Here is a 25,041-nt window from a genome sequence, read left to right as displayed (position 1 = left end):
CCTACGTCAGAAACTGACCATTATGCTGGCCGGCGGCCGGAGGGAGCTCGGTGACCCGGGCGTCGAAGCTCGAGTAGCGTGCCGGGGTGCGGATGACCGTAATGGTGTCGTCGCCGCTGCCCACTTCCAGGGCCAGGTCGTTCTCGGCGAACAACGGTGTGTCGACCACCTGCTTCCAGGTGTAGGCCAGACACGCCATCAGGCCACCCTCCTGCAGCAGTCGCACCCATTCCGCGGCAGTCTTGGTGGCCAGTGCCGATTCGAGTTCGTCGGTCAACTCGGGGTAGTTGATCGCTCGCGAGCGCTGATCGGCGAACCGCTCGTCGTCGATCAGATCGGGGCGGCCGATGATCTCGCACAGCTTCGCCCAGTGCTTGGGCACGTAGGCGCTGATCACCAGGTAGCCGTCGGAGGCTTGGTAGGCGTCTGACGGTTGCGTGGCGAAGCCGACTCCCTTGCGCTTCTTCGCCGGGGGCACGGCAGGCGTGGGCCTGGCGGGTTGCTCGCTGGGCTTGTTCAGATGAATGGTCAGCTGGTTGGCCTGCAGGCTGACGGCGACGTCGTACATCGCGACCTGCACCAGATCACCCACCCCGTGCCGCTCGCGATTGAGGAGCGCGGCCAGCACCGCCTGCGCGAGCACGTGCCCGCTGGCGTTGTCGACCAGCTGGAACGGAATGATCTGAGGCTTGCCGGTGGGCGTGACCATGCCGGTGCACATTCCTGCCTCGGCGGCCACCATCAGGTCGACGCCCGGGCGGGTGCCGTTGGGGCCGTTTCCCCCGAACGCGCTCAGGCGCGCGTAGATCAGTTTGGGGTTGCGGGCACGCAACTCGTCGGGGCCCAGGCCCAGCCGTTCCATCACCCCGGGGCGGAACCCTTCCAGGACGACGTCGGCGGTGTCTGCAAGCCGCAGGATCTGCTGTCTGGCCGCCTCGTCAGTCAGGTCCACCGCGACCGATTTCTTGCCGCGGTTGTTCGGCAGGAAATAGGTGGCCAGCGGCGGGCGGCCGGGCAGCACCGAGGTGAGTCGCCGGGACTGTTCGCCGCCGGGCGCTTCGATCTTGACGACCTCGGCGCCCAGGTCGGCCAGGATCTGACCGGCCAGCGGCCCGGCCACATTCTGGGTGAAGTCGAGTACCCGGAAGCCGTCGAGCGGCTTGGCGGAGTTCGGCATCAGCTGGGCCTCCCTGGCAGCACCGCGGTGCAGTAGTAGTTCTCGGTGAACATGGTTTCGTCGGTGGACCGGCCGGTGGCGTGCGGCCGGAACCCGTTGGCGACCAGCAGCTCGTTGAGCAGGGTGCGCGAGACGTGCCAGCCGTGCCGCTGCAGGTAGGTCGCGACGTCGTTGCGGTCGCCGGAGTAGCCCAGCCGGTCCATTTCGACGTCGAGGCCGTGCTCGTACCACCGGGCGAAGATCGCGTCGTACAGCTCCCGGCTGGCCGGAGCGGCGAAGAACACCTCGGCGAGCAGCCGGCTGCCGGCGGCGCTGAGCGCGGAGATGTTGTCCAGCAACAGGTCCTGGCCCGTGGGCGGCAGGTAGCCGAACAGGCCCTCGGCGGCCCAGGCGGTGGGCCGGGTGGGGTCGAACCCGGCCCCGCGCAGCGCTGCCGGCCAGTCTGCGCGCAGGTCGACTGGAACACCGCGCACGTCGGCAGTGGCAACGGCGCCGATGGCCGCCAGCGTCGCGGCCTTGAATTCGATCACCTGCGGGACGTCGATCTCGAAGACGGTCGTGCCCGCGGCCCAAGGCAGGCGATAACCTCGGGCGTCGAGGCCGGACGCCAGGATCACGGCCTGCCCTATCCCTGCTTGCTGGCCGGCGACGAAAAACTGGTCGATGTGACGGGTGCGGGCGGCCTGTTGGTCGGTCATGCGCTGCATGCCCCAGGGGGCGTCGGGGAAGTCGACGTCGGCGGTGTCGAGTTCGCCGCTTGCCCATCGGGTGAAGAAGTCGATGCCGACCGCGCGCACCAGCGGTTCGGCGAAGGGATCGTCGATCAGCGCCGATCTGCTGGCCCGGGCGCGGCCCGCGGCCACCATGGTGGCCGTCGCGCCCACACTGGACGCCAGGTCCCAGGTGTCGTCGTCGGTGCGCACCATCAGCACCTTAACGCCCGCCCCCGCGCGTACCTGCACGCCCGGTGGCCGCACCGCCTCTACCATCATGGGATGGAGATGGCCACGGGCGCCCACAATCACGAGGTCTGTGCCGAGACGCCCGCGGTGGTTCTCACCGAAGACTGGCAGCACGACGTCGTCTGGGCCCGCCGGTTGGCCTGGATCAGCCTGGCTGTGTTGCTGACAGAGGGCGGCCTGGGCCTGTGGGAGGGCTTATCGGTCGGATCGGTCGCACTGACCGGGTGGGCGCTGGGTGGCGCATCCGAAGGACTGGCCAGCGCGATGGTGCTCTGGCGGTTCACCGGCGACCGCACCCTGTCACAGACCGCCGAGCGGCGCGCCCAACGTGGTGTCGCGGTGTCCTTCTGGTTGGTGGCGCCCTACGTGGCCGCCGAATCGGTCCGCCATTTCATGGGCGGAGAGCATGCGGAGGCCTCCGTGCTCGGCATCGGTCTGACGGCGCTGGCCCTTGTGCTGATGCCGGTTCTGGGTTGGGCCAACCATCGCGTCGGTGCCCGGCTGCACTCTGGCGCGACCGAGGGGGAAGGGACCCAGAACTATCTGTGCGCCACGCAGGCCGCCGGGGTGCTGGTTGGACTCGCCGTCACCGCGGCCTGGCCCGCTGGGTGGTGGATCGACCCGGCGATCGGGCTGGCCGTGGCGGGCGTGGCGATGTGGCAGGGCGTGCTGGCCTGGCGCGGCAAGGATTGTTGCTGATCCGCGGGTGTGCGCGGGCCATTTTTTTGACGCCTCGGCAAGCACGATCTGTTTGAAGGATGTACCGTGGCGTTCCAGTGATTTTGCTGGGGGCGGACAGACCACGAGCAGCGCGATGAGCCTTTGACCACGGTGCCTCGAGGAGCATTGAATTATGGATTTCGCAAGCTATCCGCCGGAGGTCAACTCGGCTCGGATGTTTGCCGGTCCCGGATCAGGACCGTTGTTGGTCGCGTCCGAGGCATGGGCTGCGCTCGCCGCCGGCCTGAATTCGGCGGCTGATTCGTACCAGGCGGTGGTATCGGGACTGAGTGCCGGCCCCTGGCTGGGGCCGTCGTCGGCGTCGATGAGCGCTGCGGCCGCGTCGTACGCGGCGTGGTTGCGAGTCACCGCCGCACAGGCCGAAGAAACCTCCGCGCAGGCCAAGGCCGCGGCCGCGGCCTACCAGACCGCATTTTCCGCGACGGTTCCGCCGCCGATCGTGGCAGCCAACCGCAGTCAACTGATGATCCTGATCGCGACCGATGTATTCGGAATCAACACCCCGGCGATCGCAGCCACCGAAGCGCAGTACGCGGAGATGTGGGCCCAGGACGCGGCGGCGATGTACGGCTACGCGGCCTCATCGGCCTCGTCGACGTCGCTGACGCCGTTCAACCCGCCCCCGCAGACCACTGACCCGGAGGGCCTGGCCAACCAAGCCGCCGCTGTCGCTGCCGACGGTATCGCCGGCACCGTGGGGAGCCGGGTACAAGAAGCCTTCTCCGCGGTGCCCAGCGCGCTGCAGAGCGCGGCGGCCCCGGCAGCGGCCACGGAGGACCCACTGTTCCTCCTGTCCCTGCTGGCCGATCTGTCCGCCGTCACCTTCGGCGTAGCGGGGGGAATCGCTACCCTCGGTATCGGCGTGCCTGCCGGTGTGCTCGGGGTGGTGAGTCTTCCGGTGGCCGTCTACAGCACCCTGGTGGGTCTACACAGCGACGAGGTCCTCAGCGACTTGGATGACGTGGAGGCCTTTCCGGGTTCGGAGGTGGCGCCGGTGAAGCCGTTGCCGTCGCCGCCGCTCAACTTGCAGGCAGGCGCGGCGCAAAGGTTGTCGGCGGGACTGGGCGAGGCGAACGCCGTCGGGGCGTTGTCGGTGCCGGCAGCGTGGACCGCTGCAACGCCGGCGGTGCGCCCCGTGGCGTACTCGCTGCCGGCGCTGGGCGGGACCCCGTCCGGCGCCGCCGCCGCACCGGCGGTGGGAGCCGGGACAGGCACCATGCTTGCCCAGATGGCGATGGCGGGCATGGCCGGACGAGCAATGGCCGGAACCGTTGGTACCCGCCGAAGCGCCGGCAAAGAGGTCACGAAGGCAACCGGGGCCGCTCGCACCAGAGCCGCGGCCGGTGACAAGGCGGCGCATGGTGAGAACGGCGAGGTACCCAGCGACAAGCCTCGGGCAGTGGTCACCGGAGTCGCGGCCGAGCTGCGTGAATTCACCAAGCTCCGCGACGAGGGGATTTTGACCGACGAGGAATACACCGAACAGAAGAACCGGCTGCTCGGTCGCTGAACCGCCCGTCGGGCACCTGTCGTAGTCATCGAGAAAAGGCAAGCGCAGCAATGGATTTCGGGATCTATCCGCCGGAGGTCAACTCCGGGCGGATCTATGCCGGTCCAGGCGCGGGCCCGATGCTGGCGGCTGCACAGGCCTGGCAGGGCGTCGCGGACCAGCTGTACACGACGATCAGCGGATATCAGTCGGCGGTGTCCGAACTCACCGAAGGGGCTTGGTCAGGTCCGTCGTCCGTGGCGATGAGCGCAGCGGCCGGTTCCTACGTGGAATGGCTGAGCGCCACCGCTGCGCGGGCGGAGCAGACCGCCGCTCAAGCATGGACCGCGGTCGCCGCCTACGAGGCGGCGTTCGCAGCCACAGTGCCGCCACCGGAGATCGCCGCCAACCGCGGCCTGCTGGCGGTGCTGGTGGCGACTAATTTCCTAGGGCAGAACACGCCGGCGATCGCGGCCACCGAGGCGCTTTACGCCGAGATGTGGGCGCAGGACAGCCTGGCGATGTACAACTACGCAGCTTCGTCGGCAGCCGCGTCGGTGCTGACCCCTTTTACCCCTCCGCACCAGAACACCGACCCGGGCGGGATGGCCGGCCAAGCCGCCGCGATCAGCCAGATCGGCACCCCCGCCGGCAACATGCAAGGTGCCATATCGGTTGTGCCGCAGGCCTTGTCGGCGATGGCGGTACCGGCCGAGGTAGAACTCGTGACGCTCTTGCTCGATCTCTTTTTCATTACGCCAATCGACGTGGCGGCCCTTCTCGCGGTCGTCCCGGTAGACGTGATCGGTACCTTCGGGGATTTTCCTCTCGCCGCGTTCACCGCTGTTTCCGGTGCCGATGACGATGAGACCGTCAGCGAGTGGGACGGGGTAGAGCCGTTGGTGGCGCCCCCAGCGGACCTGCCCTCTGACGGTATTCCCACGCCGACGCTGTCAGCGGCCTTCGGCCAGGCGAACATGGTCGGGGGATTGCGGGTGCCCGCTAGCTGGACCCGAATCGCCACTGCCGCAGTCGAAGTGCGGCCGGCTGCACTGGTCACACCGCTGGCGAGTGTGAATCCGGCAGCGGGGCCGGCGGCAGAGTTCGACGTGGCAAACACGGTGAACCAGATGGGAATCGGCGCCATGGCCGGGCAACCGATGCCAGGCCCGTCGGCCGCCGCGGGCGGGCCGAAGAATGCCGCCGCGGCGCAGCTCATCGGTTCCAACGAGGATGCGCCGGCCGAGGAGGTCGAGGTGATAGCAGCGCCGCGGACCGTTATGACCGGCGTTGCCGCCGCGATCCGCGACCTCGCCGGACAGCGCGCCGCTGGACTGCTGAGCGAACAGGAATACACCGAGCAGAAGAAGATGCTGCTGGAAATCTCGTTTGGCTCGTAGCTCAGTGCGGCTCAGTCCAACCGGTACCGGATCAGCCGGGAGCTGTTGGCCACCACCGCGACCGATGACGCGTTGTGCAGGATCGCGGCCAGTACCGGCGACAGCGCGCCGCCGGCGCCGATGAGCAGTCCGGCGGCGTTGACCGCGATCGACATGCCGTAGTTCTCCCGGATGACGTCGACGGCGCGGGCGCCCAGATCCCGCACGTCGAGCAGGCGGTAGAGGTTGTCGTTGGCCAGCGCCACGTCTGCGGTCTCGACGGCGACGTCGGTTCCGGCCAGGCCCATCGCGATGCCGATGTCGGCGGCCGCGAGCGCCGGGGCGTCGTTGACGCCGTCGCCGACCATCCCGACCACGTGTCCCTCGTCCTGCAGTTGGCGGACGACCTGAAGCTTGTCCTCGGGCATCACCTCGGCGCGCCACTCGTCGATGCCCAGTTCTGCGGCCACCACCGCGGCGATGTCGGGGTGGTCGCCGGTGAGCATGACGATCCGGCGAACGCCGCTGTCGCGCAACCGAGTCAGAACCTCGGCCGCATCCGGCCGCACCTCGTCGCGCAAGCTGATCACCCCCACCAAGGTGCCGTCCACGGCCAGCAACAGCGGCGTCTCGGCCTCGCGGCGCAGCTTGTCGACCCATTCCTGCGCCTTCTTGGACACCTTGACCTTCTCGGCGCGCAGCAGACCCGGGCTGCCCAGCAGCAGGGTGCGCCCGTCGGCCCACGTCCGCATGCCCAGGCCGACCAGCACCTCGCACTCCTCGTGCGGCGGGATGCTGATGTGGCGTTCCTCGGTCGAGCGGATGACGGCCTCGGCCAGCGGGTGGCGCGAGTGGATCTCCGAACTGGCGGCATACGCCAGCACCTGCTCGGGCTCCCAATCCTTATGCAGTGAAACGATATTGGTCACCACCGGGCGACCTACGGTCAGCGTGCCGGTCTTGTCGAAGACGATCGCGTCCACCCGGCCGGCCTGTTCGAGGTGCGACCCACCCTTGATCAGGATGCCGCGGCGGGCGCCGTTGCCGATCGCGGCGCTGATGGCCGTCGGGGTGGAAAGGCCCACCGCGCACGGGCAGGCGATAAGCAGCATCGTCATCGCGCGCCGGACGTCACCGGTGACCAGCAGGGTCAGCGCCGAGACGACGAACGAGGTGGGCACGAAGCGGCGGGAGAAGTTTTCCCCGACGGTCTGGATCGGAGCCCGATCATGTTGCGCCTCTTCAACTCTGGTGATGATGCGTCCGATGGTGGTCTGGTTGCCGACGGCCTCGGCGCGGACCACCAGGCGTCCGCGCACCACCACCGAGCCGGCGTGCACGTGCGCCCCGGCCGTGATGCTGACCGGCAGGTTCTCGCCGGTGATCGCGGACTGGTTGACCACCGCCTCGCCCTCGATCACCTCGCCGTCGACCGGGATGGCGACGTGGTCGTGCACCACCACCTCGTCGCCGATCTCCAGGGTGTCGATCGCGACCTGCACCTCGGCGCCGTCCGGCAGCCGGATCCAGGCCGTGTCCTGGTTGCCGCGCAGCAACTCCGAGATGGCCCGCCGGGTCCGGCGCAGCGTCAGGTCCTGAAGGTATTCGCCGATGTTGAGCAGCCACAGGACGGTCAGGGCGACGACGTTCTCGCGCAGGATGAGGCTGGCCACCGTCGCCGCCGACACCAGTGCGTCGGTGCCGAGCTTGCCCGAGCCCACCGAGCGCAGCGCGCCACGCAGGAAGGGGTAGCCGGTGAAGACGGTGACGCCGGTCGCGACCATCCGGCCAGTCGGCCCGAGCAGCGGCGGCCGCGCGAAGACGTAGCGGCGCACGCCGAGCAGGGCCAGCGCCGCGCCGCCGATGACCATGCGCAGCACGTCGGTGTTGCGGATCTCCTCAGAATGGGGTGAGCGGGCGGGGATCAGTTCCGCGGCGACGTGTGCAGCGCCGCTGATCGCCTCCAGCACCGCGGCACGGTCACAGCGCCTGGGGGAGTACCAGACGACGACCGAACCGGTGCGCGGGTAGGCGTGTACGACGCGCACCCCTTCGCATTTGGCGACGGCGTCCTCCACGGCCACGGCGCGCCGCGAGTTGGCGCGAACCCACTCCACCCGTACCCGCATGCGACCGGCCGCATCGGAGATCACCTGCAGCGCAGGGTCTTTAGCAGCCGGCGCAAGCTCTGGAACCAGCGCGAGGGCCACCGGATCAGTGGTCGTGGTCGTGGGCGTCGCCGACGGCCGGCGTCGGTGCCTCCTCGCCGATGCGTTCGCGCGCCTCGGCCATCACGTCGGCGATCTTGAGTCTGGCCGACTCGGCGGCCTCCTCGGCTTTGCGGGTACTGCGCAGGCCCAGTTCGGCGCCCTTGACCGCGGTTTCGTGCAGGGGTGCCTTCTTGGCGGCCTTCTTGAGCACCTCGTACGCGGTTACCCCCGCCAGACCGGTGATCACCGTCGACGCCGCCTTCGCCAAAAGCACCTGCACCGCCATCTTTCTGAACCCTTCCCGTCAGTGGTCTTCGGACCGACGGTACTATCCAAATATTGCGATATCAACATGTGTGTGGCGGAATGGTAGGCCTGCAGATGCGTCGAGCCGGTCAATCTGGTGGCCTGTACTCGCATTTTTGCTGCAGATTTACAGTGTCGGTGAGGCCTGTCCACTGCTGAGGCGGCACCTCATCGAGGCTGCAGATTTTCAGCCTCGGCGACAGGTCACAGCACTCGGGTGACCTTCTCCATCTCGACCCTGCGCTGCAGCGCCGCCGCATCCGGATTGGCCACCTGCACCAGCGATCCGCCGACCGATAACACCGCCAGCAGCCCGTCCACCAGCTTCTCCGGCCGATCCCACGTAGCCGTGGACAGCACCCGGTCGCCCGGCGTCAGGCCCTGCATCGCCGCCGATTGCACGCACGCCGCCACCAGTTGAGCGGCCGACTGGCCGGCCAGCGCCGGTCCCGGCGCGGGTTCGGGAACGATCTGGTCGCCGTGCACCCGCACCGCGGTGGCGTAGTCGGTGACGCCGATCGGCAGGTCGGGGACCGGCCGGCCGAACGGATCCAGCGACAGCACCGCGACCTCACCGCCGGCCACACGGCCATCCGCCTCGTCGAGCCGGTCAAGCGTGCACAACGCGATATCCGCCGGACCGTCCAGCACCGCCTCGGCGCCGATCCACCACACCCCGAACAGCACCGCTGCCGTCTGCCAGTGCGCCGGCAACAACACCGCGACCCGGCTGCCCGGCCCGGCGCCCAACTCGTCGCGCAGCAGGTTGGCGGTCTTGGCGGCCCAGTTGGCCAACGTCACCGCGGACAGCTCGATGCGCTCGCCGGTCGAGTCGTCGTAGTAGGTGATGCGCGGGCCGACCGGGTCGGCGCGCAGCAACGGGTCCAGGATCGCTCCGGACAGGGTCGGGTTCAGTTGATGCACTCCGGCTGCTCCGAGCCCGCGGTGAGGATCGGTGACGGTGCCGGAACGTTGCTGCTGTTGACCGACCCGACGGTCGATGCGCGCGCGGGTGTGGGCGTCGAACCGTCGAGGCCTGAGCCCGGTCCCGTGTAGTCGTTGGCCAGCACCACCCGCACCTGCCCGGCCGGAATCGAGGAGTCGGCGACGACGGGCAGTCCACCCAGTTGCCGGGCGATTTCCTGGGCGCCCAGGTCGTCGGTCTTCGCCGCCCGCACCTGGCTGTTCTTGACGTGGCCGCCCTCGTTGTTGCCGGCCGAACCGGCAGCGAATCCCTTGGTGCTGAGCACGTCGAGCACCGCGGAGGCCAGGCCGTTGATGTCGGTGTCGTTCATCACGTTGGCGGTGGTCTTGCCGGGTGTGTACGCGAGTTCCTCGGTCTTGCCCTGGTCCTGCTCGTGCAGCAGGCCGCCCACCCATTCCTGCACCGCGTGCGGATCCACCCGCACCACACTCTGCATGCCGTCGTCGCTCCAGCCGGCCCCGTCGAGTACCGGGATGGTGGCGAACGCGACGTTGCCGCCGGTCAGCTTCGATACCTGCTGGACGAAGTCCATGATGTTCCAGCCCTCCGAGATCACCACCGAGCGTTGCACGGCCGCCTCGAGCCGCTTGAGCGTGGCCGGGCTGGACAGCGTCTTACCGGAGATCACCCGGTGGGCCAGCGACGCCATCACGACCTGCTGGCGCACCACCCGGTCCAGGTCGCCGCGCGGCAGCTCGTGGCGCTGCCGCACGAAGCTCAGGGCCTGTGGGCCGTTCAGCCGCTGCTGGCCGGCCGGGAAGTCGGCGCCCGAAAGTGGTTCGTAGACGGCGTCCTTGAGGCAGACCTCGACGCCGCCGAGAGCGTCGGCGATCAGGGCGAAGCCGAGCAGGCCGATCTCGGCGTAATGGTCGACGGTGACGCCGGTGAGGTCGGCCACCGTCTTGATCAGCGCCTCGCGGCCGGCCTGGGTGCCTGCGGTGGCGGCTTCGGCGGGCGAGGCGCCGGCCTGCACCAGGCTGGTGCGCTTGATCTCGCGGGTCTGCCCGTAGACGCCGTTGATCTTGGTCTTGCCCAGTCCGGGGGCCTGCACGTAGGAGTCGCGGGGTATCGAGATCGCGGTCGCCGACTTCCCGTTGTTCGGAATCCGGACCAGGATGATGGTGTCGGTGTTGGTGGCTTCCTCGTCGCCGGCGCGCAGCGTCGCCAGTTCCTCAGCGGTCAGGGGGTTGCCGTGCGCGTCGGTGCGGCTGTCCAGGCCAACCAGCAGGATGTCGATCGCGCCGTCGTCGGCGCCGTGGCCCAGTGAGGCCGCCGACATGTGGAAGATGCCGTCCTCGAAGGAGCGGACGTTGCTCCAGGCCACCCCGGTGCCGATCACGACCACCAGGGCCAGAGCCGTCGAGACCACACGAGTCACACGAGCCACACTTTGCGCAGGCATCACTGTAGGCTACTTGTGCAACAGCCGCTTTCCGGGTAGCCGGGCTCGGCGTGCCAGACTCGAACACATGTCGGACAGGCTTGTCATTACCGGTGCGGGGGGGCAGCTGGGCACCCTGGTGGCGGCTCAGGCCGTCCGCGAGGGTCGGGACGTGCTGGCCAAGACGTCGGGGGAGTGGGACGTCACCGATCCGGCCCTGGCCGACGAGATCATCCAGCCTGGCGATGTCGTCATCAACTGCGCGGCCTACACCGACGTCGACGGCGCCGAGACCGACGACGCCCGCGCCTACGCCGTCAACGCCAGCGGCCCGGAGAACCTCGCCTGTGCGTGCGCCCGCGCCGGAGCCTCGCTGATCCACGTCTCCACCGACTACGTCTTCAACGGCGATTTCGGCGGCGCCGACCCACGCCCCTACGAACCTGACGACACCACCGGCCCGCAGGGCGTCTACGCGGCAAGCAAGTTGGCCGGGGAGCGGGCCGTGCTGGCCGCGCTGCCGGAGGCGGTGGTCGTGCGCACCGCCTGGGTGTACACCGGCGGGTCCGACAGGGGTGATTTCGTCGCCGTCATGCAGCGGTTGGCCGGCCGGGACGGCCCGATCAAGGTGGTCGACGACCAGACCGGCTCGCCCACCTACGCAGCAGACCTGGCCGCCGCGCTGCTGGAGCTGGCCGCCAGTCCCGTGCGGGGACGCGTGCTGCACGCCGCCAACGAGGGTGTGGTGTCACGCTTCGAATGGGCACGGGCGGTGTTCGAGGAAAGCGGCGCCGACCCCGCGCGGGTGACCCCGTGCAGCAGCGACGAGTTTCCGCGGCCCGCGGCGCGCCCGTCGTACTCGGCGTTGTCCGGGCGGTCGTGGGCGGCCGCCGGCCTCACCCCGCTGCGTCCGTGGCGTGCTGCCCTCAACGCGGCGCTGACGGCGGCCGCCGACCGACCGTTACCCTCTACGCGTGACTGACGTTCTGCCGGTCGTCGCGGTGACCTATTCGCCGGGCCCACACCTGGAGCGGTTCCTGGCCTCGTTGTCGCTGGCCACGGACCGGCCGGTGGGCGTGCTGCTGGCCGACAACGGCTCCACCGACGGCACCCCGGAAGCGGCTGTCGAGCGCTACCCGAACGTGCGCCTGATGCCCACCGGTGCCAATCTCGGCTACGGCACGGCGGTCAACCGCACCATCGAGCACCTGAGCCAGGCGCGCGGCGGGGAATGGGACCGGTTCGACCGGGAGTGGGTGATCGTCGCCAACCCGGACGTGCAGTGGGGTCCGGGCAGCATCGACGCCCTGCTGGAGGCCGCCGCCCGATGGCCGCGTGCCGGCGCACTGGGTCCGCTTATCCGGGACCCGGACGGGTCGGTATACCCGTCGGCGCGCCACCTGCCCAGCCTGATCCGCGGCGGCATGCACGCCGTGCTCGGGCCGGTGTGGCCGCGCAATCGGTGGACGCGAGCCTACCGGCAGGAGCACCTCGATCCCAGCGAGCGGCCGGTCGGGTGGCTGTCCGGCTCGTGTCTGCTGGTGCGGCGGTCGGCGTTCGACCAGATCGGCGGCTTCGACGAGCGCTACTTCATGTACATGGAAGACGTCGACCTCGGCGACCGGCTCGGAAAAGCCGGCTGGCAGTCCATCTACGTGCCGACGGCCGAGGTGCTGCACCACAAGGGACACTCGACCGGCCGTGACCCGGGCCGCCACCTGGCCGCCCACCACCGCAGTACCTATATCTTTTTGGCCGATCGCAACACCGGGTTTTGGCGGGCCCCGCTGCGCTGGACTTTGCGCGGATCGCTGGCGGTGCGGTCGCGGGTGATGGTGCGCAATGCGGTGCGAAGGTCCCGGCGGGCGGCGCGCGAAGAACTGGCAGAAGGGCGGCGCTGAAGTGGCAACCCATGACGTGGATGCGGTGGTCCTGGTCGGCGGCAAGGGCACCCGATTGCGGCCGCTGACGTTGTCGGCGCCCAAGCCGATGTTGCCGACGGCCGGCCTGCCGTTCCTGACCCACCTGTTGTCTCGGATCGCCGCGGCCGGCATCGAGCACGTGGTGCTGGGCACCTCCTACCGGGCCGAGGTGTTCGAGGCCGAGTTCGGCGACGGCTCCAAGCTCGGGTTGCAGATCGACTACGTCACCGAGGAGAAGCCGCTGGGCACCGGCGGCGGCATCGCCAATGTCGCCGAGAAGCTGCGGCACGACACCGTGATGGTGTTCAACGGCGACGTGCTCTCCGGCACCGACCTGGGCGAGCTGCTGGCTTTCCACCGCGATCACCAGGCCGATGTGACATTGCACCTGGTGCGGGTGAGCGATCCCCGCGCATTCGGATGCGTGCCGACCGACAGCGACGGCCGCGTGACCGCGTTTCTGGAGAAGACGCAGGACCCGCCAACCGATCAGATCAACGCCGGCTGCTACGTGTTCCAGCGGCCGATCATCGACCGGATCCCGCGCGGTCGGGAGGTGTCGGTGGAGCGCGAGGTGTTCCCGGCGCTGCTGTCGGACCCGGACGTGAAGGTGTGCGGCTACGTCGACGCCACCTACTGGCGCGACATGGGCACCCCGGAGGACTTCGTGCGCGGGTCCGCGGACCTGGTGCGCGGCATCGCCCCGTCGCCGGCGCTGCACGGTCAGCGCGGCGAGAGCCTGGTGCACGACGGCGCCGCCGTGGCCCCCGGGGCGCTGCTCATCGGCGGCACGGTGGTGGGGCGCGGGGCCGAGATCGGTCCGGGCGCGCGGCTGGACGGCGCGGTCATCTTCGACGGCGTCAAGGTGGAGGCCGGCAGCGTTATCGAGCGCTCGATCATCGGCTTCGGCGCGCGCATCGGCCCGCGGGCGCTGATCCGCGACGGCGTGATCGGAGACGGGGCGGACATCGGCGCGCGCTGCGAACTGCTGCGCGGCGCGCGAGTGTGGCCGGGCGTATCTATTCCCGACGGCGGCATCCGTTACTCGTCAGACGTCTGAGCCCTCTCGGCGCGCGAACGTGCGGCCAGCTTCACGTTCGCGCGCGAACGTGCGGCCAGCCTCACACTCGGCGCGTTGCTTGAGTCACCAGGTATTCCAGCGCGTGATCGGTGCCCGGCGGCAACTCGTCGGCCGGCCACCACCGCAGGTCGTCGGACTCGTCGCTGAGTACGATCTGCGCCCCGGCCGGGGCATGCGCCATGAACTGCAGGTCCAGGTGCCGGGTCGGAACCCCCAGCGAGCAGGTGACCGGATGTACATGCACCGCAACCAGTTCCGGCCGCAACCACAGATTGGCGACGCCGGACTCCTCGGTCGCTTCCCGCAGTGCGGCGGCCAGGATGTCCTCGTCGTCCTCGCAGTGCCCGCCGAGTTGAACCCAGCGGCCCAGCCGGGGATGCAGGGTGAGCAGGACGCGCTCGCCGGTGTCGTCGAGCACCAGGGTGGACGCGGTGACGTGGCCCGGTTCGCACTCGCGCAGGCAGGAGTCGTCGCGGGCGAGCACGAATCCCAGCACCGCCTCCCGCAACGAGTCCTGCGCCGGGTTGGGTGCCTCCCAGTCCGTGAGCAGCGTGATCACCGATTCCCGCACGCTCATCGCGACTCCCTCCTGGCCCGCCTCGCGGTCCTCCGGTGCCGCAGCGCGAGCCACGCCGCGCGGCATTGCGCCACCACCTCCGGCGACACACCGAGCTTCTCGATCAGCACCCGCCGGTCCACCAGGTCGAGCGCCTTCTCGATCTCGTTGGCCCGCAACAGCAGATCGACGTCGCCGGCCAGGTCGGGATCGGCGCATGCCGGCGGCGGGACGGGCAACCGCTCGGCCTCGGCGGGTTCGAGCTCCTGAATGCCGCCGCCGTAACTGCGGCCCATGATCTCGGCGAATGCGAAGGTCGCGCTGTTGTGGAACACCGCGGCCAGCGCGTGGGGTTCGGTGCCGGGCGCGACCCGCACCCGGTGCACGGTGTCCGTGCTGGTGGCGCCCGCCCCGTTGACCGTCAGCCGCGCAGACAGGTGAATTTGGCGCAACATGAACAGATCGGGGACCCACAGCGACGGCGTCACCCACCACGGCTTGCGCAGCGAGCACTTGTAGCCACGGTGCACGCCGGCCGCCTCGCCGGCCGCGATGTGGGCCAGCAGCGCGCCGTCCTGCGGCTGCGCCGGCGCATGCAGCAGCCAGGCGCGCTGACCGGCCGTCAGATCGATTGTGCGGCAATCATTGTCGTAAACCAGTCCGGACAGCTGGGCGCTGCGCGAGACCAGCGGCACACAGTACGGCGTGAGTCCCAGCTCGTGCGCCTGTGCGTCGGTGAAGGTGAAGAAGCTGTTGCGGCCCGTCACGATGCCGACGTCCACCTCGGCAAGCAGGCCCAGCCGGGTCAGCCGGCCGGATTCCTTGAGGCCGCGCAGCGTGCATATCTGCGACGGTTCCAGGAAATAGGTGGTCCACTTCTCGTGGTCGTGCCGCAGCGCCGGAGCGGACGGCACGTCCAGGTTCGCCGCGACCAGCGCGTCGGCGTCGTCGAGCTGCACGGTGCGGATGCGGGCCGGCCCGGGACCGACGACGCCGCAGAACAACACCACCTCCTGCAAGACGCCCTCGAACACCAGGCGCCCGAAGCTCAGCAGCGTGATCTCCCGGTAGCGGCTCACCAGGAAGTCGCGTAGCTGCGCCGCATACCCGACCTGCAGCAGCTCGGCGGGCAGCACCAGGCCAACCCGGCCGCCCTCGCGCACCAGGGTGGTGCTCGCCACCACGAACGGCACCCAGGCATTGGTCAACCGGTTGGGGCGCAACCCTTCTCGATGCAGGGCGGCCAGCGCGGGCTCGCGCTGCCGCGCCGGCCAATGCCCGAAGCGGATGTAGGGCGGGTTGCCCGCCACGCCGTCCCAGTCCCGGCCACCCGACCACGAAAACAGGTCCGCGGTGTCAACGGGGGCGAACGTCCGTGCCTTCGCCGCTTCAGCGGCAACGAGTTCCACGCCGCGTGCCTGATCGCTGAGCGCGGCCAACTCGCGCAGGATCTGCCCGTCACCGCAGGACGGTTCCAGCACCCGGGGTCCGGCGTGGGTGACCCAGCCGGCCAGGAAGCGGGCGATGGGCGCCGGCGTGTAATAGCCGCCGCGAATCTTGTCGGCCGTCACGGCGGCCTTGCCCGCGAACGTCTTCATTTGCGGATCAACAGCTCCGTGATCGGCACCGGGTCGCGTAAACCCGCGGGCTCGGCGGCATAGCCGATCGCCACGGCGCCCAGCGGCTCCCACTCGGCGGGCAGCGAAAGCTCGTCGCGGACGAGGTCGGCAGCGAAGATCGTCGAGCCGATCCAGCAACTGCCCACCCCGCGCACCGCCAGCGCAACCAGCAGCGCCTGCACGGCCGCACCCACCGCGACGGTGAACATGGTGTGCTCGGCCTCGGTGCGGGCGGCGTCCGGATAGCTGTGTGCCCCATCGGGCACCAGGAACGGAATGATGACCTCGGGTGCGTCGTAGAGGATCTGGCCGCGTGCGACGCGGCGTTCGACGGAGTCCGCGGGGCGGCCGTCGCCGGTGAGGTCGGCACGCCACTTGTCTTTCATCCGGTCCAGCAGCCGCGTCCGGGTGTCCTGGTCCTGCAGCCATACGAACCGCACCGGGCGGGTGTGGTGCGGGGCGGGCGCGGTGAGCGCTTCGGCGACAGCGGATTCGACGACTGCCGGGGGCACCGGCTCGGCGCTGAATCGCCGCACCGACCGGCGCAGCAGCTGGGCCTGCCCGCGGCCCAACTCGATGGCCTCGGCGGTGCCCAGCCAGAACAGGTCCTCGGTGCCCGCGCGCACCAACTGCCGGGCCGTCGAACCGTCGTCGACCGGGTTGAGCCCGCGCAGCACGGCCACCGGCATGGCCGTGAGCTTGCCCTTGACCAGGTCGGCCGCGGCCGCGATCTCGTCGGCGACCGCCACCTCGGTGACCACCAGTTCGTTGCCGTGCCGGTCGACGGCACCCGAATAGTTGTGCAGTACGGCCAGACCCGCGGTGCCGACGGCCGCGTCGATCTGTCCGTTGCGCCAGGCGCGGCCCATGGTGTCGGTGATCACCACGGCGACGGTGACGCCGAGCCGCTCGCGCAACCCGGCCCGCAGCGCCGCCGCGCTGGCGTCCGGGTCGAGTGGCAGCAACGCCAACTCGGTTCGCCCGACGTTGGATCCGTCCACTCCGGCCGCCGCCTGAATCAGCCCCAGCCGGTTCTCGGTGATCAGGGTCCGTTCCTTGCGGGCCAGCACCCGCACCGCTTCGTCGTCGACCAGCTTGCGCCGCAATCGGTCTCGTTCTTCGTCGTCCTCGGGCGCCGGGACCAGTCGGCCCTCGCACTTGGACACCACCTTGCTGGTCACCACCACCACGTCGCCGTCACGTAACCACGGCGCGGCCGCACTCAACGCAGCACCCAAATCGTCACCGGGACGAAACTCGGGAAGCCCGGTGACTGGCAGGATCTCGATGGCGGCGGCGGCGCCGTGCTCACCTGCCGGGGGCAGGGCGGTCACACCGTCACCCCGGCAAGGTCGAGTCCGGCACGCACCATGTCGGCGGTGGCCGCCGGGTCGCTCATCAGCAGCGGCACGGCGCGCACCGCCACTCCGTCGATGTCGGCCGCGTCGCCGTCGTGCACCAGCCAGCAGTCCAGAATCCCGGTCGCGCTGCGGGCGCCGTAGTGCTGGCCCACCGCCTGCGCGGTGGAATCCACCCCGATGACGGACAGGCAGGCATCGGCCATGCCGCGCAAGGGCTTTCCGCCGATGATGGGGGAGTAGCCGACGACCGGAGCGGGGGTCGACCGCAGCGCGCCGCGGATGCCGGGGACGGCCAGGATGGCGCCGACGCTGACCACCGGATTCGACGGCGCCACCAGGATGACGTCGGCTTCGGCGATGGCCGTCACCGCTTCGGTTGTCGCGGAGGCTTTTTCGGCCCCGACGAAGGCGAAGCTGTGGGTGGGCACCTGGGCACGGTGACGCACCCACCACTCCTGGAAGTGGATCGCCCGCCGGCTTCCGGTGGCTGGATCGGTGATCACCACATGCGTCTCGCAACGGTCGTCGCTGGCCGGCAGCAACCGTGCGCCCGGTTGCCACCGGTCGCACAGTGCGGCGGTGATCTGCGACAGCGGATAACCGGCGTTGAGCATCTGGGTGCGCACCAGGTGCGTGGCCAGATCGCGGTCGCCGAGCATGAACCAGTCGGGCTGCACGCCATAGCGGGCGAGTTCCTCTTTGGCATGCCAGGTTTCGTCGCGGTGGCCCCAGCCACGCTCCGGGTCCACGCCACCACCGAGGGTGTACATGCACGTGTCGAGGTCCGGGCAGATGCGCACGCCGTGGATCCATGCGTCGTCGCCGATGTTGACGACCGCGTTCAGTTCGTGGCCGGCGTCCTCGCCCTGAGCAAACTGGCCCAGGCCGAGCAACCGCTGCACTCCGAGCAGAAAACGCGCGCCCCCGACGCCCCCGACCAGAACAGTGACTTTCACACCAGGACAGTACCTGCCCGGCGGGACACGTTAGGGTGGGGTGAATCTTGGTAACCAATGTGGCGCAAGGGACTTGTGATCAATTCGTACTCGACACGCCGTGTTTCGTGGACAACAGAATCGCCGAAATTCGATCACGAGATGGTATGGAATTACGCCGAAGTGCTTGACCAGGGTCCCTGGCCCGTGTCTAATCACATCAGTGTCATTTCCCGGTTGGCCGGCCGGTTCCGGTGTCGCAGACCGAGATTCGATCACTTGTTCGAATTGGGCATCTGTACATCAAAACAGTGGGAAACCATTTCAATCTCTATTAGTGAGGAGGCGGAGCATGTCCTATGAGTACCTTCGGGGCGTAATGGGAGGCACACCGCACACCACTCCCGAGCCGGCTGAAACCATCATGCCGCCAGTCCGTCCTCATCTGAGCGTTGTTCCCGATGCGCCCGCCGTGTTCGAGCCGGAGCCGATCGAGGAGATCCCTGCCGATCAGTGGCAGGACAAGGCGCTGTGCGCCCAGACCGACCCCGAAGCCTTCTTCCCGGAGAAGGGCGGTTCCACCCGCGAGGCCAAGAAGATCTGCCTGGGTTGCGAGGTCCGGCACGAATGCCTCGAATACGCCCTCGCGCACGACGAGCGGTTCGGCATCTGGGGAGGCCTGTCCGAACGCGAGCGTCGCCGCCTCAAGCGCGGCATCATCTAAACGCCGATCACCTGCTCAGTCGTCGATCGAGGGGTCGATGACTGAAGGCTCCACGTCCAGATAGATGGCCACCTGGGCCACCAGGATTTCATGCAGCAAGTCGCCGAGTTCGACGGTGTCTTTGGCTCGTCGTTCAATTGGCTTGCGGAACAACACAATTCGCGCTCGTGTCGCGTTTCCGCGGACATCGACGCCGGCCGGTATCAGGCGGGCCAGCGCGATCGGCCCGTCGGCAATCACCTCCGGCGGCCACTGCACACTGTAGGGATCCTTGGCGGAGATACGCGGAATCTCGTCGACTGCGACGTCGAGTTCGCCGACCCGCTCCTGCCACCGCCGCTCGATCGGTTCGTAGGCCTCCAGGACCGCCATGTCGAACCGCTCGGCCCGGCTGCGCCAGCCCGGCACCGTCGGCGGCAGCAACGGGCCGCGCAGATCGCGGCCCCGCCGGCGTCCGGGCCGCCCGTACGGCTGAGCCGATCTTTCCCCGCTCACGCGCCGATGGTAACGGTTGGACGCCGATGGTAACGGTTCCACATCGCCCCCGCCCATGCGCGTGTCCGCCGCTGTGGCGGCGTTTTCCCGCGATAGCCTTTCGAGCGTGAACGTACCCCGACGCTGCTGCCGGCCCGGGTGTCCGCATTATGCAGTGGCAACGTTGACGTTCGTCTACTCGGACTCGACGGCGGTGGTCGGCCCACTCGCTACCGCGCGGGAACCGCACTCGTGGGATCTGTGTGTCAACCACGCCGGCCGCATCACGGCACCGCGCGGCTGGGAACTGATGCGCCATGCCGGCCCGCTGCCCACCCATCCCGACGAGGACGACGAACTGGTGGCGCTGGCCGACGCCGTGCGCGAGGGCGGAGCAGTTCCCGCCCGTACCCCCGCCCGGGTCAACGGTTTCGTCGCCAGTGACGGCTTCGACGACGTGCCGCAGTCCATCGGCGCGCACGCCACCGCGCCGAGTACCGGTCTGCTCGCACCGCCCGAGCACCGCTCCGGACGCCGACGTGGCCACCTACGGGTCCTGCCGGATCCTCCCGGCTAGCCGATAGGCTGGCGGCCGAAGAGTTCTACCCACCCAGGTCGTCAGGAGCACCGGAGAATGTCGTGGCCCGCCGAGGCTGTCCACCGTGTCATCAAGGCCTATGACGTCCGAGGCCTGGTCGGCGAGCAGATCAACGAGGCGCTGGTCACCGACGTCGGGGCCGCATTCGCGCGGCTGATGCGCGGCGAAGGCGCGAGCCGGGTGGTGATCGGCCACGACATGCGCGACAGTTCACCCTCGCTGTCGGCGGCCTTCGCCGCCGGCGTCACCGGCCAGGGTCTGGACGTGGTGCGCATCGGGTTGGCCTCCACCGACCAGTTGTATTTCGCCTCGGGGTTGCTGGACTGTCCCGGAGCCATGTTCACCGCCAGCCATAACCCGGCGGCGTACAACGGCATCAAACTGTGCCGGGCCGGGGCCAAGCCGGTCGGCGCCGACACCGGGCTGACGACCATCAGCGAGGACCTGATCGCCGGCGTGCAAGGGCACGACGGGCCGCGCGGTGCGGTCACCGACAAGGATGTGCTGACCGACTACGGGGTGTTCCTGCGCTCGCTGGTCAACACCGAGGGACTGCGCCCGCTGCGGGTCGCGGTGGACGCCGGCAACGGCATGGCCGGTCACACCGCGCCGGCGGTGCTCGGCGCGATCGACTCGATCACGTTGTTGCCCTTGTACTTCGAGCTCGACGGCACGTTCCCCAACCACGAGGCCAACCCGCTGGACCCGGCGAACCTGGTCGACCTGCAGAACTTCGTGCGCGAGACCGGCGCCGATATTGGGCTGGCGTTCGACGGCGACGCCGACCGCTGCTTCGTCGTCGACGAGCGTGGCCGGCCGGTCTCGCCGTCCACCGTGACCAGCCTGGTGGCGGCCCGCGAGCTGGGCCGGGAGATCGGCGCCACGGTGATCCACAACGTGATCACCTCGCGTGCGGTGCCGGAGCTGGTCGCCGAGCGCGGCGGCACGCCGCTGCGTTCGCGGGTCGGCCACTCCTACATCAAGGCGCTGATGGCCGAAAGCGGCGCGATCTTCGGCGGTGAACACTCGGCGCACTATTACTTCCGCGATTTCTGGGGCGCCGACTCCGGCATGCTGGCCGCGCTGTACGTGCTGGCCGCGCTCGGCGAGCAAGACCGGCCCTTGTCGGAACTCACCGCGGATTACCAGCGCTATGAATCCTCCGGCGAGATCAACTTCACCGTCGCCGACGCGCCGGCGTGTGTGGACGCCGTGTTGAAGACATTCGCGAGCCGGATCCAGTCCATCGATCATTTGGACGGCGTGACGGTCGACCTGGGTGACGGCAGTTGGTTCAACCTGCGCAGCTCCAACACCGAGCCGCTCTTGCGGCTGAATGTGGAGGGGCGCAGCATCGAGGATGTGGACGCCGTGGTCGCACAGGTCAGCGCCGAAATCGCCGCGCAGGCAACCGGAGCCGGACCGTGAGTGCGGTCGGGGCCGTCGATCTCGAGGATGCCGACGGCCTGATCGCCGCCGACCGCGACGGGTTGCTGCGGGCGGCGTCGATGGCCGGTGCGCAGGTGCGTTCCGTGGCGGCCGCCGTAAGTGAAGGCGAGTTGGACTCGCTGCGCGGGGAGGACCGGGTGCGCAGCGTCATCTGGGTGGCCGGGCGCGGCGCCGCCGAGACCGCGGGCGCCCTGCTTGCCGCGACGCTGGCCACCGCGGCGGCCGAGCCGATCGCGCTGGTCACCGAGGCGCCTCCGTGGGTCGGCCCGCTCGATGTGCTGATCGTCGCCGGCGACGATCCCGGTGATCCCGCGCTGGTGGGCGCGGCCGCGACCGGGGTGCGCCGGGGCTCGCGGGTGGTCGTGGTGGCGCCGTTCGAGGGCCCGTTGCGGGACTCCACCGCCGGTCGGGTCGCGGTGCTGTCCCCGCGCCTGCCCGCGCCTGAGGAGTTCGGGTTGTGCCGGTATCTGGCCGCCGGCCTCGCGGTGCTGCAAACCGTCGACTCCCGGCTGAGTGTCGACCTGGCCGCGCTGGCCGACGAACTGGATGCCGAGGCGTTGCGTAACAGCGCGGGCCGGGATCTGTTCACCAACCCGGCCAAGACGCTGGCCGCCCGGATGACCGACTGCCAGGTCGCGCTGGCCGGAGACAGCGCCGCGACCCTGGCGCTGGCCCGGCACGGCAGCTCGGTGTTGCTCCGCGTCGCGCAGCAGGCCGCGGCGGCCGCCGGTCTGGGCGACGCACTGGCCGCACTGCGCAGCGGGCCGCGCGGGTTCGCCGATCCCGCCGAAGCGCTCTTCCACGACGAGCAGATCGACGGCCCGCTGCCCCAGCGGCTGCGGGTGCTGGCACTGACGCTGGCTGCCGAGCGGACCGTGGTCGCCGCCCGGGTGGCCGGGTTCGACGACGTGCATCTGCTGGGGGCGGAGGATATGCAGGAACTGCCTTCCGCACCAACCGCGGCGTCCCGCGCCGAGCAGCAACTGGCAGTATTGGCCGTTCGGCTGGAGATGGCCGCGGTTTACCTGCGACTGGCACGGGGATAGATAAACGGTGGAACTGCTACGCGGAGCGTTACGAACGTACGCCTGGGGATCACGCACCGCCATCGCCGAATTCACCGGCCGCCCGGTGCCCGCCGCACACCCCGAGGCCGAACTGTGGTTCGGTGCCCACCCCGGTGACCCGGCCTGGCTGGAGACACCAGAGGGCGAGACCTCGCTGCTGGCCGAGCTCACCGACGATCCCGAGGGGCAGCTGGGGCCCGCCTCGCGGGCGCGGTTCGGCGACGTGCTGCCGTTTCTGGTCAAGGTGCTGGCCGCCGACGAGCCGCTGTCGCTGCAGGCGCACCCGAGCGCCGCGCAGGCGCTCGAGGGTTTCGCGCGCGAAGAGCGGCTGGGTATCCCGGTGAACTCGCCGGTGCGCAACTACCGCGACACCAGCCACAAGCCGGAGTTGCTGGTGGCGTTGCAGCCCTTCGAGGCGCTCGCCGGCTTCCGTCAGGCCTCCCGGACCACCGAGTTGCTGCGCGCACTCAACGTGTCCGATCTCGATCCCTTCATCGACCTGCTCAACGACCAGTCGGACGCCGACGGCCTGCGCGCCCTGTTCACCACCTGGATCACCGCGCCGCAACCCGACCTCGACGTGCTCGTGCCGGCGGTGCTCGACGGCGCTATTCAGTACATCAGTTCCGGGGCAACGGAATTCGCGGCTGAGCTCAAGACGCTGCTAGAGCTGGGGGAGCGGTACCCCGGTGATGCCGGGGTGCTGGCGGCGCTGTTGCTCAACCGCATCACCCTGGCTCCGTGCGAGGCCATCTTCCTGCCGGCGGGCAACCTGCACACCTACCTGCGCGGTTTCGCGGTAGAGGTGATGGCCAACTCCGACAACGTGTTACGCGGTGGCCTCACGCCCAAGCACGTCGACGTGCCCGAGCTGCTGCGGGTGCTGGACTTCACGCCGACGGCCGAGGCGCAGCTGCGGCCGTCGATGCACCGTGACGGCCTGGAACGGATCTACGACACGCCGGCCGACGAGTTCGCGCTGGCGCTGCTGGTGCTCGACGGCGATCACCTCGGCCACGAGGTCGACGCGCCGTCGAGTCACGACGGGCCCCAGATCCTGTTGTGCGCCGAGGGCTCGCTCACCGTGTACGGCAAATCCGGGTCGCTGACGCTCGAGCGAGGCGCGGCCGCGTGGGTCGGCGCCGACGACGGCCCGATCCGGCTGTCCGCAGAGCGTCCCGCCAAGCTGTTCCGGGCTACCGTGGGCTTGTGACCAGCCCGCGCTGACGACCCTGAGCGCGCAACTCCTTGCGCTCTTTAACCCACAGCCGCATGTTGTGCGCCATCGTCCGCCCGATCAGCTTCGCCGGCGGAATCATGTAGAGACTGTCCAGCAGCGAGAACCGCCGTAAGAACCATTCCGCCAGAACGGGATCCGTCTCGGCGGCACCGAGGAACTGGTCGAACAGCCCGCCCACTGCCCGCCACCACCGTGGCTCGGGGTCGCCGGTGGCGTGGTGCAGGGCCACGTCGCCGATCGCGTTCATCATCCAGACCGGGAACGTGGTCTTGGCAGTGAACCGGGCGAGGGTGCCCGCCAGATCCCCTTCCGGTGCCGCAAGCGCCCGGCGCAGGTTGCCGGCCTGGATCGACGTCATCGTCATGCCCTGGCCGAACGTCGGGTTGAAACTGGCCACCGCGTCCCCGAACGGGATGATGCCCGCCGGGAAGCGCTCGAGCTTGTGGTAGCGACGCCAGCGGCTCACCGGGAAGGCGTGATAGGCCGGTTCCCCCAGCGGCTCGGCATGCGCGAGTGCGGCGTTGAAATGCTCCGGGAGTAGCTCCTCGGCCAGGGCCAGCATCTCGGGGAAGGTCCGCGGCGGCTTCTCGTGGGCCACCCCGAACGTGGTCAGCACCCAGGTGCCGTCCTCGTAGTACAGCATGCCCAGCCCCAGTGACTTGTCGTGCGAGGCGCCCGCGACCACCACCTTCTCGGCGATCAGCCCCTCGGGCATGCGGAATTGGTGCGTGGCGTAGTTGATTCCGATGTCGACTGTCGCCTCCGGGGCACGCTGATAGCCCCACTGGTCCAACCACACCGGCAGCCGGGTACCGCGGCCCGCGGCGTCGACCACCAGGTCGGCGGCGACAAACTCCGGCTCTTCACCCCGCACCGCCGGGTCCAGCAGCACGCCGGTCACCCGCTGCAGGGCCGGTTCGAAACGCGGTTCGGCGACCGGGCGCCGGACGATCTCCACGTTGTCGATGTCAAGCACGCGGCGCCGGATCTGCCACTCCAGGTGCGGGCGGCTGGGCACGTAGGCGGTGAACTCGTCGCGCAGGGTGTGCCCGGTGCCCAGGACGTGGCCGGCGGCGCCGAGATGAATGCAGTCCGGCCGGTTCTCGAGCATTGGCACGCCCGCCGCCACCATGTCTTCCAGCAGACCGGGAAACAGGCTCTCGAATTCGTTGGCGCCGCGCGCCATCAGCATGTGCAGATGACGGTCCTGGGGGACGGTGGCGCGGTTGGCCGGCGTCCCCGGCAGGTCGTCCCGCTCGAATACCGTCACTCGCCCGTAGAAGTCGGAAAGCACCCGGGCCGCGGACAGCCCCGCGATGCTCGCTCCGATCACCACCGCATGATTCTTGTTCTCTACGCTCCCCACCATTCCCGCAGAGTACCCA

At 69.5% G+C, this 25,041-nt stretch carries 23 protein-coding genes; 11 read left to right on the top strand and 12 right to left on the bottom strand.

The window, feature by feature from the left end; genetic code table 11:
• Nucleotide 1 precedes the first annotated feature (1 nt).
• On the bottom strand, nt 2-1,177 hold the full coding sequence (locus tag ACNQS7_RS13320; RefSeq protein WP_418012899.1) for a CoA transferase: 1,176 nt from the start codon (nt 1,175-1,177) through the stop codon (nt 2-4).
• A complete protein-coding gene (locus tag ACNQS7_RS13315) occupies nt 1,177-2,103 on the bottom strand; it encodes a class I SAM-dependent methyltransferase (protein WP_418015984.1) in 927 nt (308 codons plus the stop codon). The genes ACNQS7_RS13320 and ACNQS7_RS13315 overlap by 1 nt, the downstream gene beginning before the upstream one ends.
• Before the next feature lie 69 nt (nt 2,104-2,172).
• On the opposite strand from ACNQS7_RS13315, the gene ACNQS7_RS13310 reads away from it, so the two are divergent.
• From ACNQS7_RS13310 to ACNQS7_RS13300, 3 genes are all read left to right on the top strand, one after another.
• Nucleotides 2,173-2,838 (top strand): cation transporter, encoded by a 666-nt coding sequence (locus ACNQS7_RS13310; RefSeq protein WP_418012898.1) that lies wholly within the window; start codon nt 2,173-2,175, stop codon nt 2,836-2,838.
• Nucleotides 2,839-2,992: 154 nt separating this feature from the next.
• Nucleotides 2,993-4,390, top strand: a complete 1,398-nt coding sequence (locus ACNQS7_RS13305) for a PPE family protein, SVP subgroup (RefSeq protein WP_418012897.1) — start codon at nt 2,993-2,995, stop codon at nt 4,388-4,390.
• A gap of 50 nt (nt 4,391-4,440) precedes the next feature.
• Nucleotides 4,441-5,769, top strand: a complete 1,329-nt coding sequence (locus tag ACNQS7_RS13300; protein ID WP_418012896.1) for a PPE family protein — start codon at nt 4,441-4,443, stop codon at nt 5,767-5,769.
• 11 nt (nt 5,770-5,780) lie between these two features.
• Here the strand turns inward: ACNQS7_RS13300 and ctpC are convergent, their stop codons facing one another.
• The 4 genes from ctpC to ACNQS7_RS13280 form a co-directional block, all read right to left on the bottom strand.
• Nucleotides 5,781-7,877, bottom strand: coding sequence for a manganese-exporting P-type ATPase CtpC (ctpC, locus tag ACNQS7_RS13295; RefSeq protein WP_418015983.1), 2,097 nt, complete (start codon nt 7,875-7,877; stop codon nt 5,781-5,783).
• A gap of 85 nt (nt 7,878-7,962) precedes the next feature.
• The gene (locus ACNQS7_RS13290) at nt 7,963-8,244 is read right to left on the bottom strand and encodes a DUF1490 family protein (protein ID WP_310784346.1); all 282 of its coding nucleotides are present in this window, start codon (nt 8,242-8,244) and stop codon (nt 7,963-7,965) included.
• 224 nt (nt 8,245-8,468) lie between these two features.
• Nucleotides 8,469-9,188 (bottom strand): TIGR03089 family protein, encoded by a 720-nt coding sequence (locus ACNQS7_RS13285; RefSeq protein ID WP_418012895.1) that lies wholly within the window; start codon nt 9,186-9,188, stop codon nt 8,469-8,471.
• On the bottom strand, nt 9,176-10,654 hold the full coding sequence (locus ACNQS7_RS13280) for an LCP family protein (protein WP_418012894.1): 1,479 nt from the start codon (nt 10,652-10,654) through the stop codon (nt 9,176-9,178). The genes ACNQS7_RS13285 and ACNQS7_RS13280 overlap by 13 nt, the downstream gene beginning before the upstream one ends.
• A gap of 64 nt (nt 10,655-10,718) precedes the next feature.
• Here ACNQS7_RS13280 and rfbD point away from each other — a divergent pair, with 64 nt between their 5' ends.
• From rfbD to ACNQS7_RS13265, 3 genes are read left to right on the top strand one after another with little or no spacing between them, the layout of a single operon-like run.
• Entirely contained in the window at nt 10,719-11,612 is an 894-nt protein-coding gene (rfbD, locus tag ACNQS7_RS13275) for a dTDP-4-dehydrorhamnose reductase (protein ID WP_418012893.1), read from the top strand.
• On the top strand, nt 11,605-12,531 hold the full coding sequence (locus ACNQS7_RS13270) for a glycosyltransferase family 2 protein (RefSeq protein ID WP_418012892.1): 927 nt from the start codon (nt 11,605-11,607) through the stop codon (nt 12,529-12,531). Before rfbD ends, ACNQS7_RS13270 begins: the two co-directional genes overlap by 8 nt.
• A gap of 1 nt (nt 12,532) precedes the next feature.
• The gene (locus tag ACNQS7_RS13265) at nt 12,533-13,612 is read left to right on the top strand and encodes a sugar phosphate nucleotidyltransferase (RefSeq protein WP_055582035.1); all 1,080 of its coding nucleotides are present in this window, start codon (nt 12,533-12,535) and stop codon (nt 13,610-13,612) included.
• Between the two features lie 61 nt (nt 13,613-13,673).
• Here ACNQS7_RS13265 and ACNQS7_RS13260 read toward each other — a convergent pair whose 3' ends face one another.
• The 4 genes from ACNQS7_RS13260 to cofD are packed head-to-tail and all read right to left on the bottom strand — an operon-like array spanning nt 13,674 to nt 18,125.
• Nucleotides 13,674-14,210 carry an NUDIX hydrolase gene (locus ACNQS7_RS13260; protein WP_418012891.1) on the bottom strand — a complete coding sequence of 179 codons (537 nt, stop codon included), beginning with the start codon at nt 14,208-14,210 and terminating at the stop codon, nt 13,674-13,676.
• Entirely contained in the window at nt 14,207-15,787 is a 1,581-nt protein-coding gene (locus ACNQS7_RS13255) for an Eco57I restriction-modification methylase domain-containing protein (protein ID WP_418012890.1), read from the bottom strand. Before ACNQS7_RS13255 ends, ACNQS7_RS13260 begins: the two co-directional genes overlap by 4 nt.
• Complete coding sequence (locus ACNQS7_RS13250; protein ID WP_418015982.1) at nt 15,784-17,133, bottom strand: coenzyme F420-0:L-glutamate ligase; 1,350 nt, start codon at nt 17,131-17,133, stop codon at nt 15,784-15,786. The genes ACNQS7_RS13255 and ACNQS7_RS13250 overlap by 4 nt, the downstream gene beginning before the upstream one ends.
• Before the next feature lie 5 nt (nt 17,134-17,138).
• On the bottom strand, nt 17,139-18,125 hold the full coding sequence (gene cofD / locus ACNQS7_RS13245) for a 2-phospho-L-lactate transferase (protein WP_418012889.1): 987 nt from the start codon (nt 18,123-18,125) through the stop codon (nt 17,139-17,141).
• 358 nt (nt 18,126-18,483) lie between these two features.
• On the opposite strand from cofD, the gene ACNQS7_RS13240 reads away from it, so the two are divergent.
• Entirely contained in the window at nt 18,484-18,828 is a 345-nt protein-coding gene (locus tag ACNQS7_RS13240; RefSeq protein WP_055582021.1) for a WhiB family transcriptional regulator, read from the top strand.
• Nucleotides 18,829-18,843: 15 nt separating this feature from the next.
• Here ACNQS7_RS13240 and ACNQS7_RS13235 read toward each other — a convergent pair whose 3' ends face one another.
• Nucleotides 18,844-19,263, bottom strand: a complete 420-nt coding sequence (locus ACNQS7_RS13235; protein WP_055582032.1) for a metallopeptidase family protein — start codon at nt 19,261-19,263, stop codon at nt 18,844-18,846.
• 166 nt (nt 19,264-19,429) lie between these two features.
• Between ACNQS7_RS13235 and ACNQS7_RS13230 the strand changes: the two genes are divergently transcribed.
• Genes ACNQS7_RS13230 through manA form a run of 4 tightly spaced genes read left to right on the top strand, consistent with a single transcriptional unit; the run spans nt 19,430 to nt 23,629 of the window.
• The gene (locus ACNQS7_RS13230) at nt 19,430-19,879 is read left to right on the top strand and encodes a DUF3499 domain-containing protein (RefSeq protein WP_306237444.1); all 450 of its coding nucleotides are present in this window, start codon (nt 19,430-19,432) and stop codon (nt 19,877-19,879) included.
• A gap of 57 nt (nt 19,880-19,936) precedes the next feature.
• On the top strand, nt 19,937-21,328 hold the full coding sequence (locus tag ACNQS7_RS13225; RefSeq protein ID WP_418012888.1) for a phosphomannomutase/phosphoglucomutase: 1,392 nt from the start codon (nt 19,937-19,939) through the stop codon (nt 21,326-21,328).
• Nucleotides 21,325-22,395 (top strand): TobH protein, encoded by a 1,071-nt coding sequence (locus ACNQS7_RS13220; RefSeq protein ID WP_418012887.1) that lies wholly within the window; start codon nt 21,325-21,327, stop codon nt 22,393-22,395. The genes ACNQS7_RS13225 and ACNQS7_RS13220 overlap by 4 nt, the downstream gene beginning before the upstream one ends.
• Nucleotides 22,396-22,402: 7 nt before the next feature.
• Nucleotides 22,403-23,629 (top strand): mannose-6-phosphate isomerase, class I, encoded by a 1,227-nt coding sequence (manA, locus tag ACNQS7_RS13215; RefSeq protein WP_418012886.1) that lies wholly within the window; start codon nt 22,403-22,405, stop codon nt 23,627-23,629.
• Here the strand turns inward: manA and ACNQS7_RS13210 are convergent.
• Complete coding sequence (locus ACNQS7_RS13210; protein WP_418015981.1) at nt 23,613-24,992, bottom strand: FAD-dependent oxidoreductase; 1,380 nt, start codon at nt 24,990-24,992, stop codon at nt 23,613-23,615. The two genes, manA and ACNQS7_RS13210, sit on opposite strands and share 17 nt — an antisense overlap.
• Between the last annotated feature and the right edge of the window lie 49 nt (nt 24,993-25,041).

The organism is Mycobacterium sp. 23 (assembly GCF_048287075.1).
In the GTDB taxonomy this organism is placed as follows: Bacteria; Actinomycetota; Actinomycetes; order Mycobacteriales; family Mycobacteriaceae; genus Mycobacterium; species Mycobacterium gordonae_B.
Note: the sequence above shows the minus strand (reverse complement) of the source record. Positions and strands in the feature narration are given on the sequence as shown.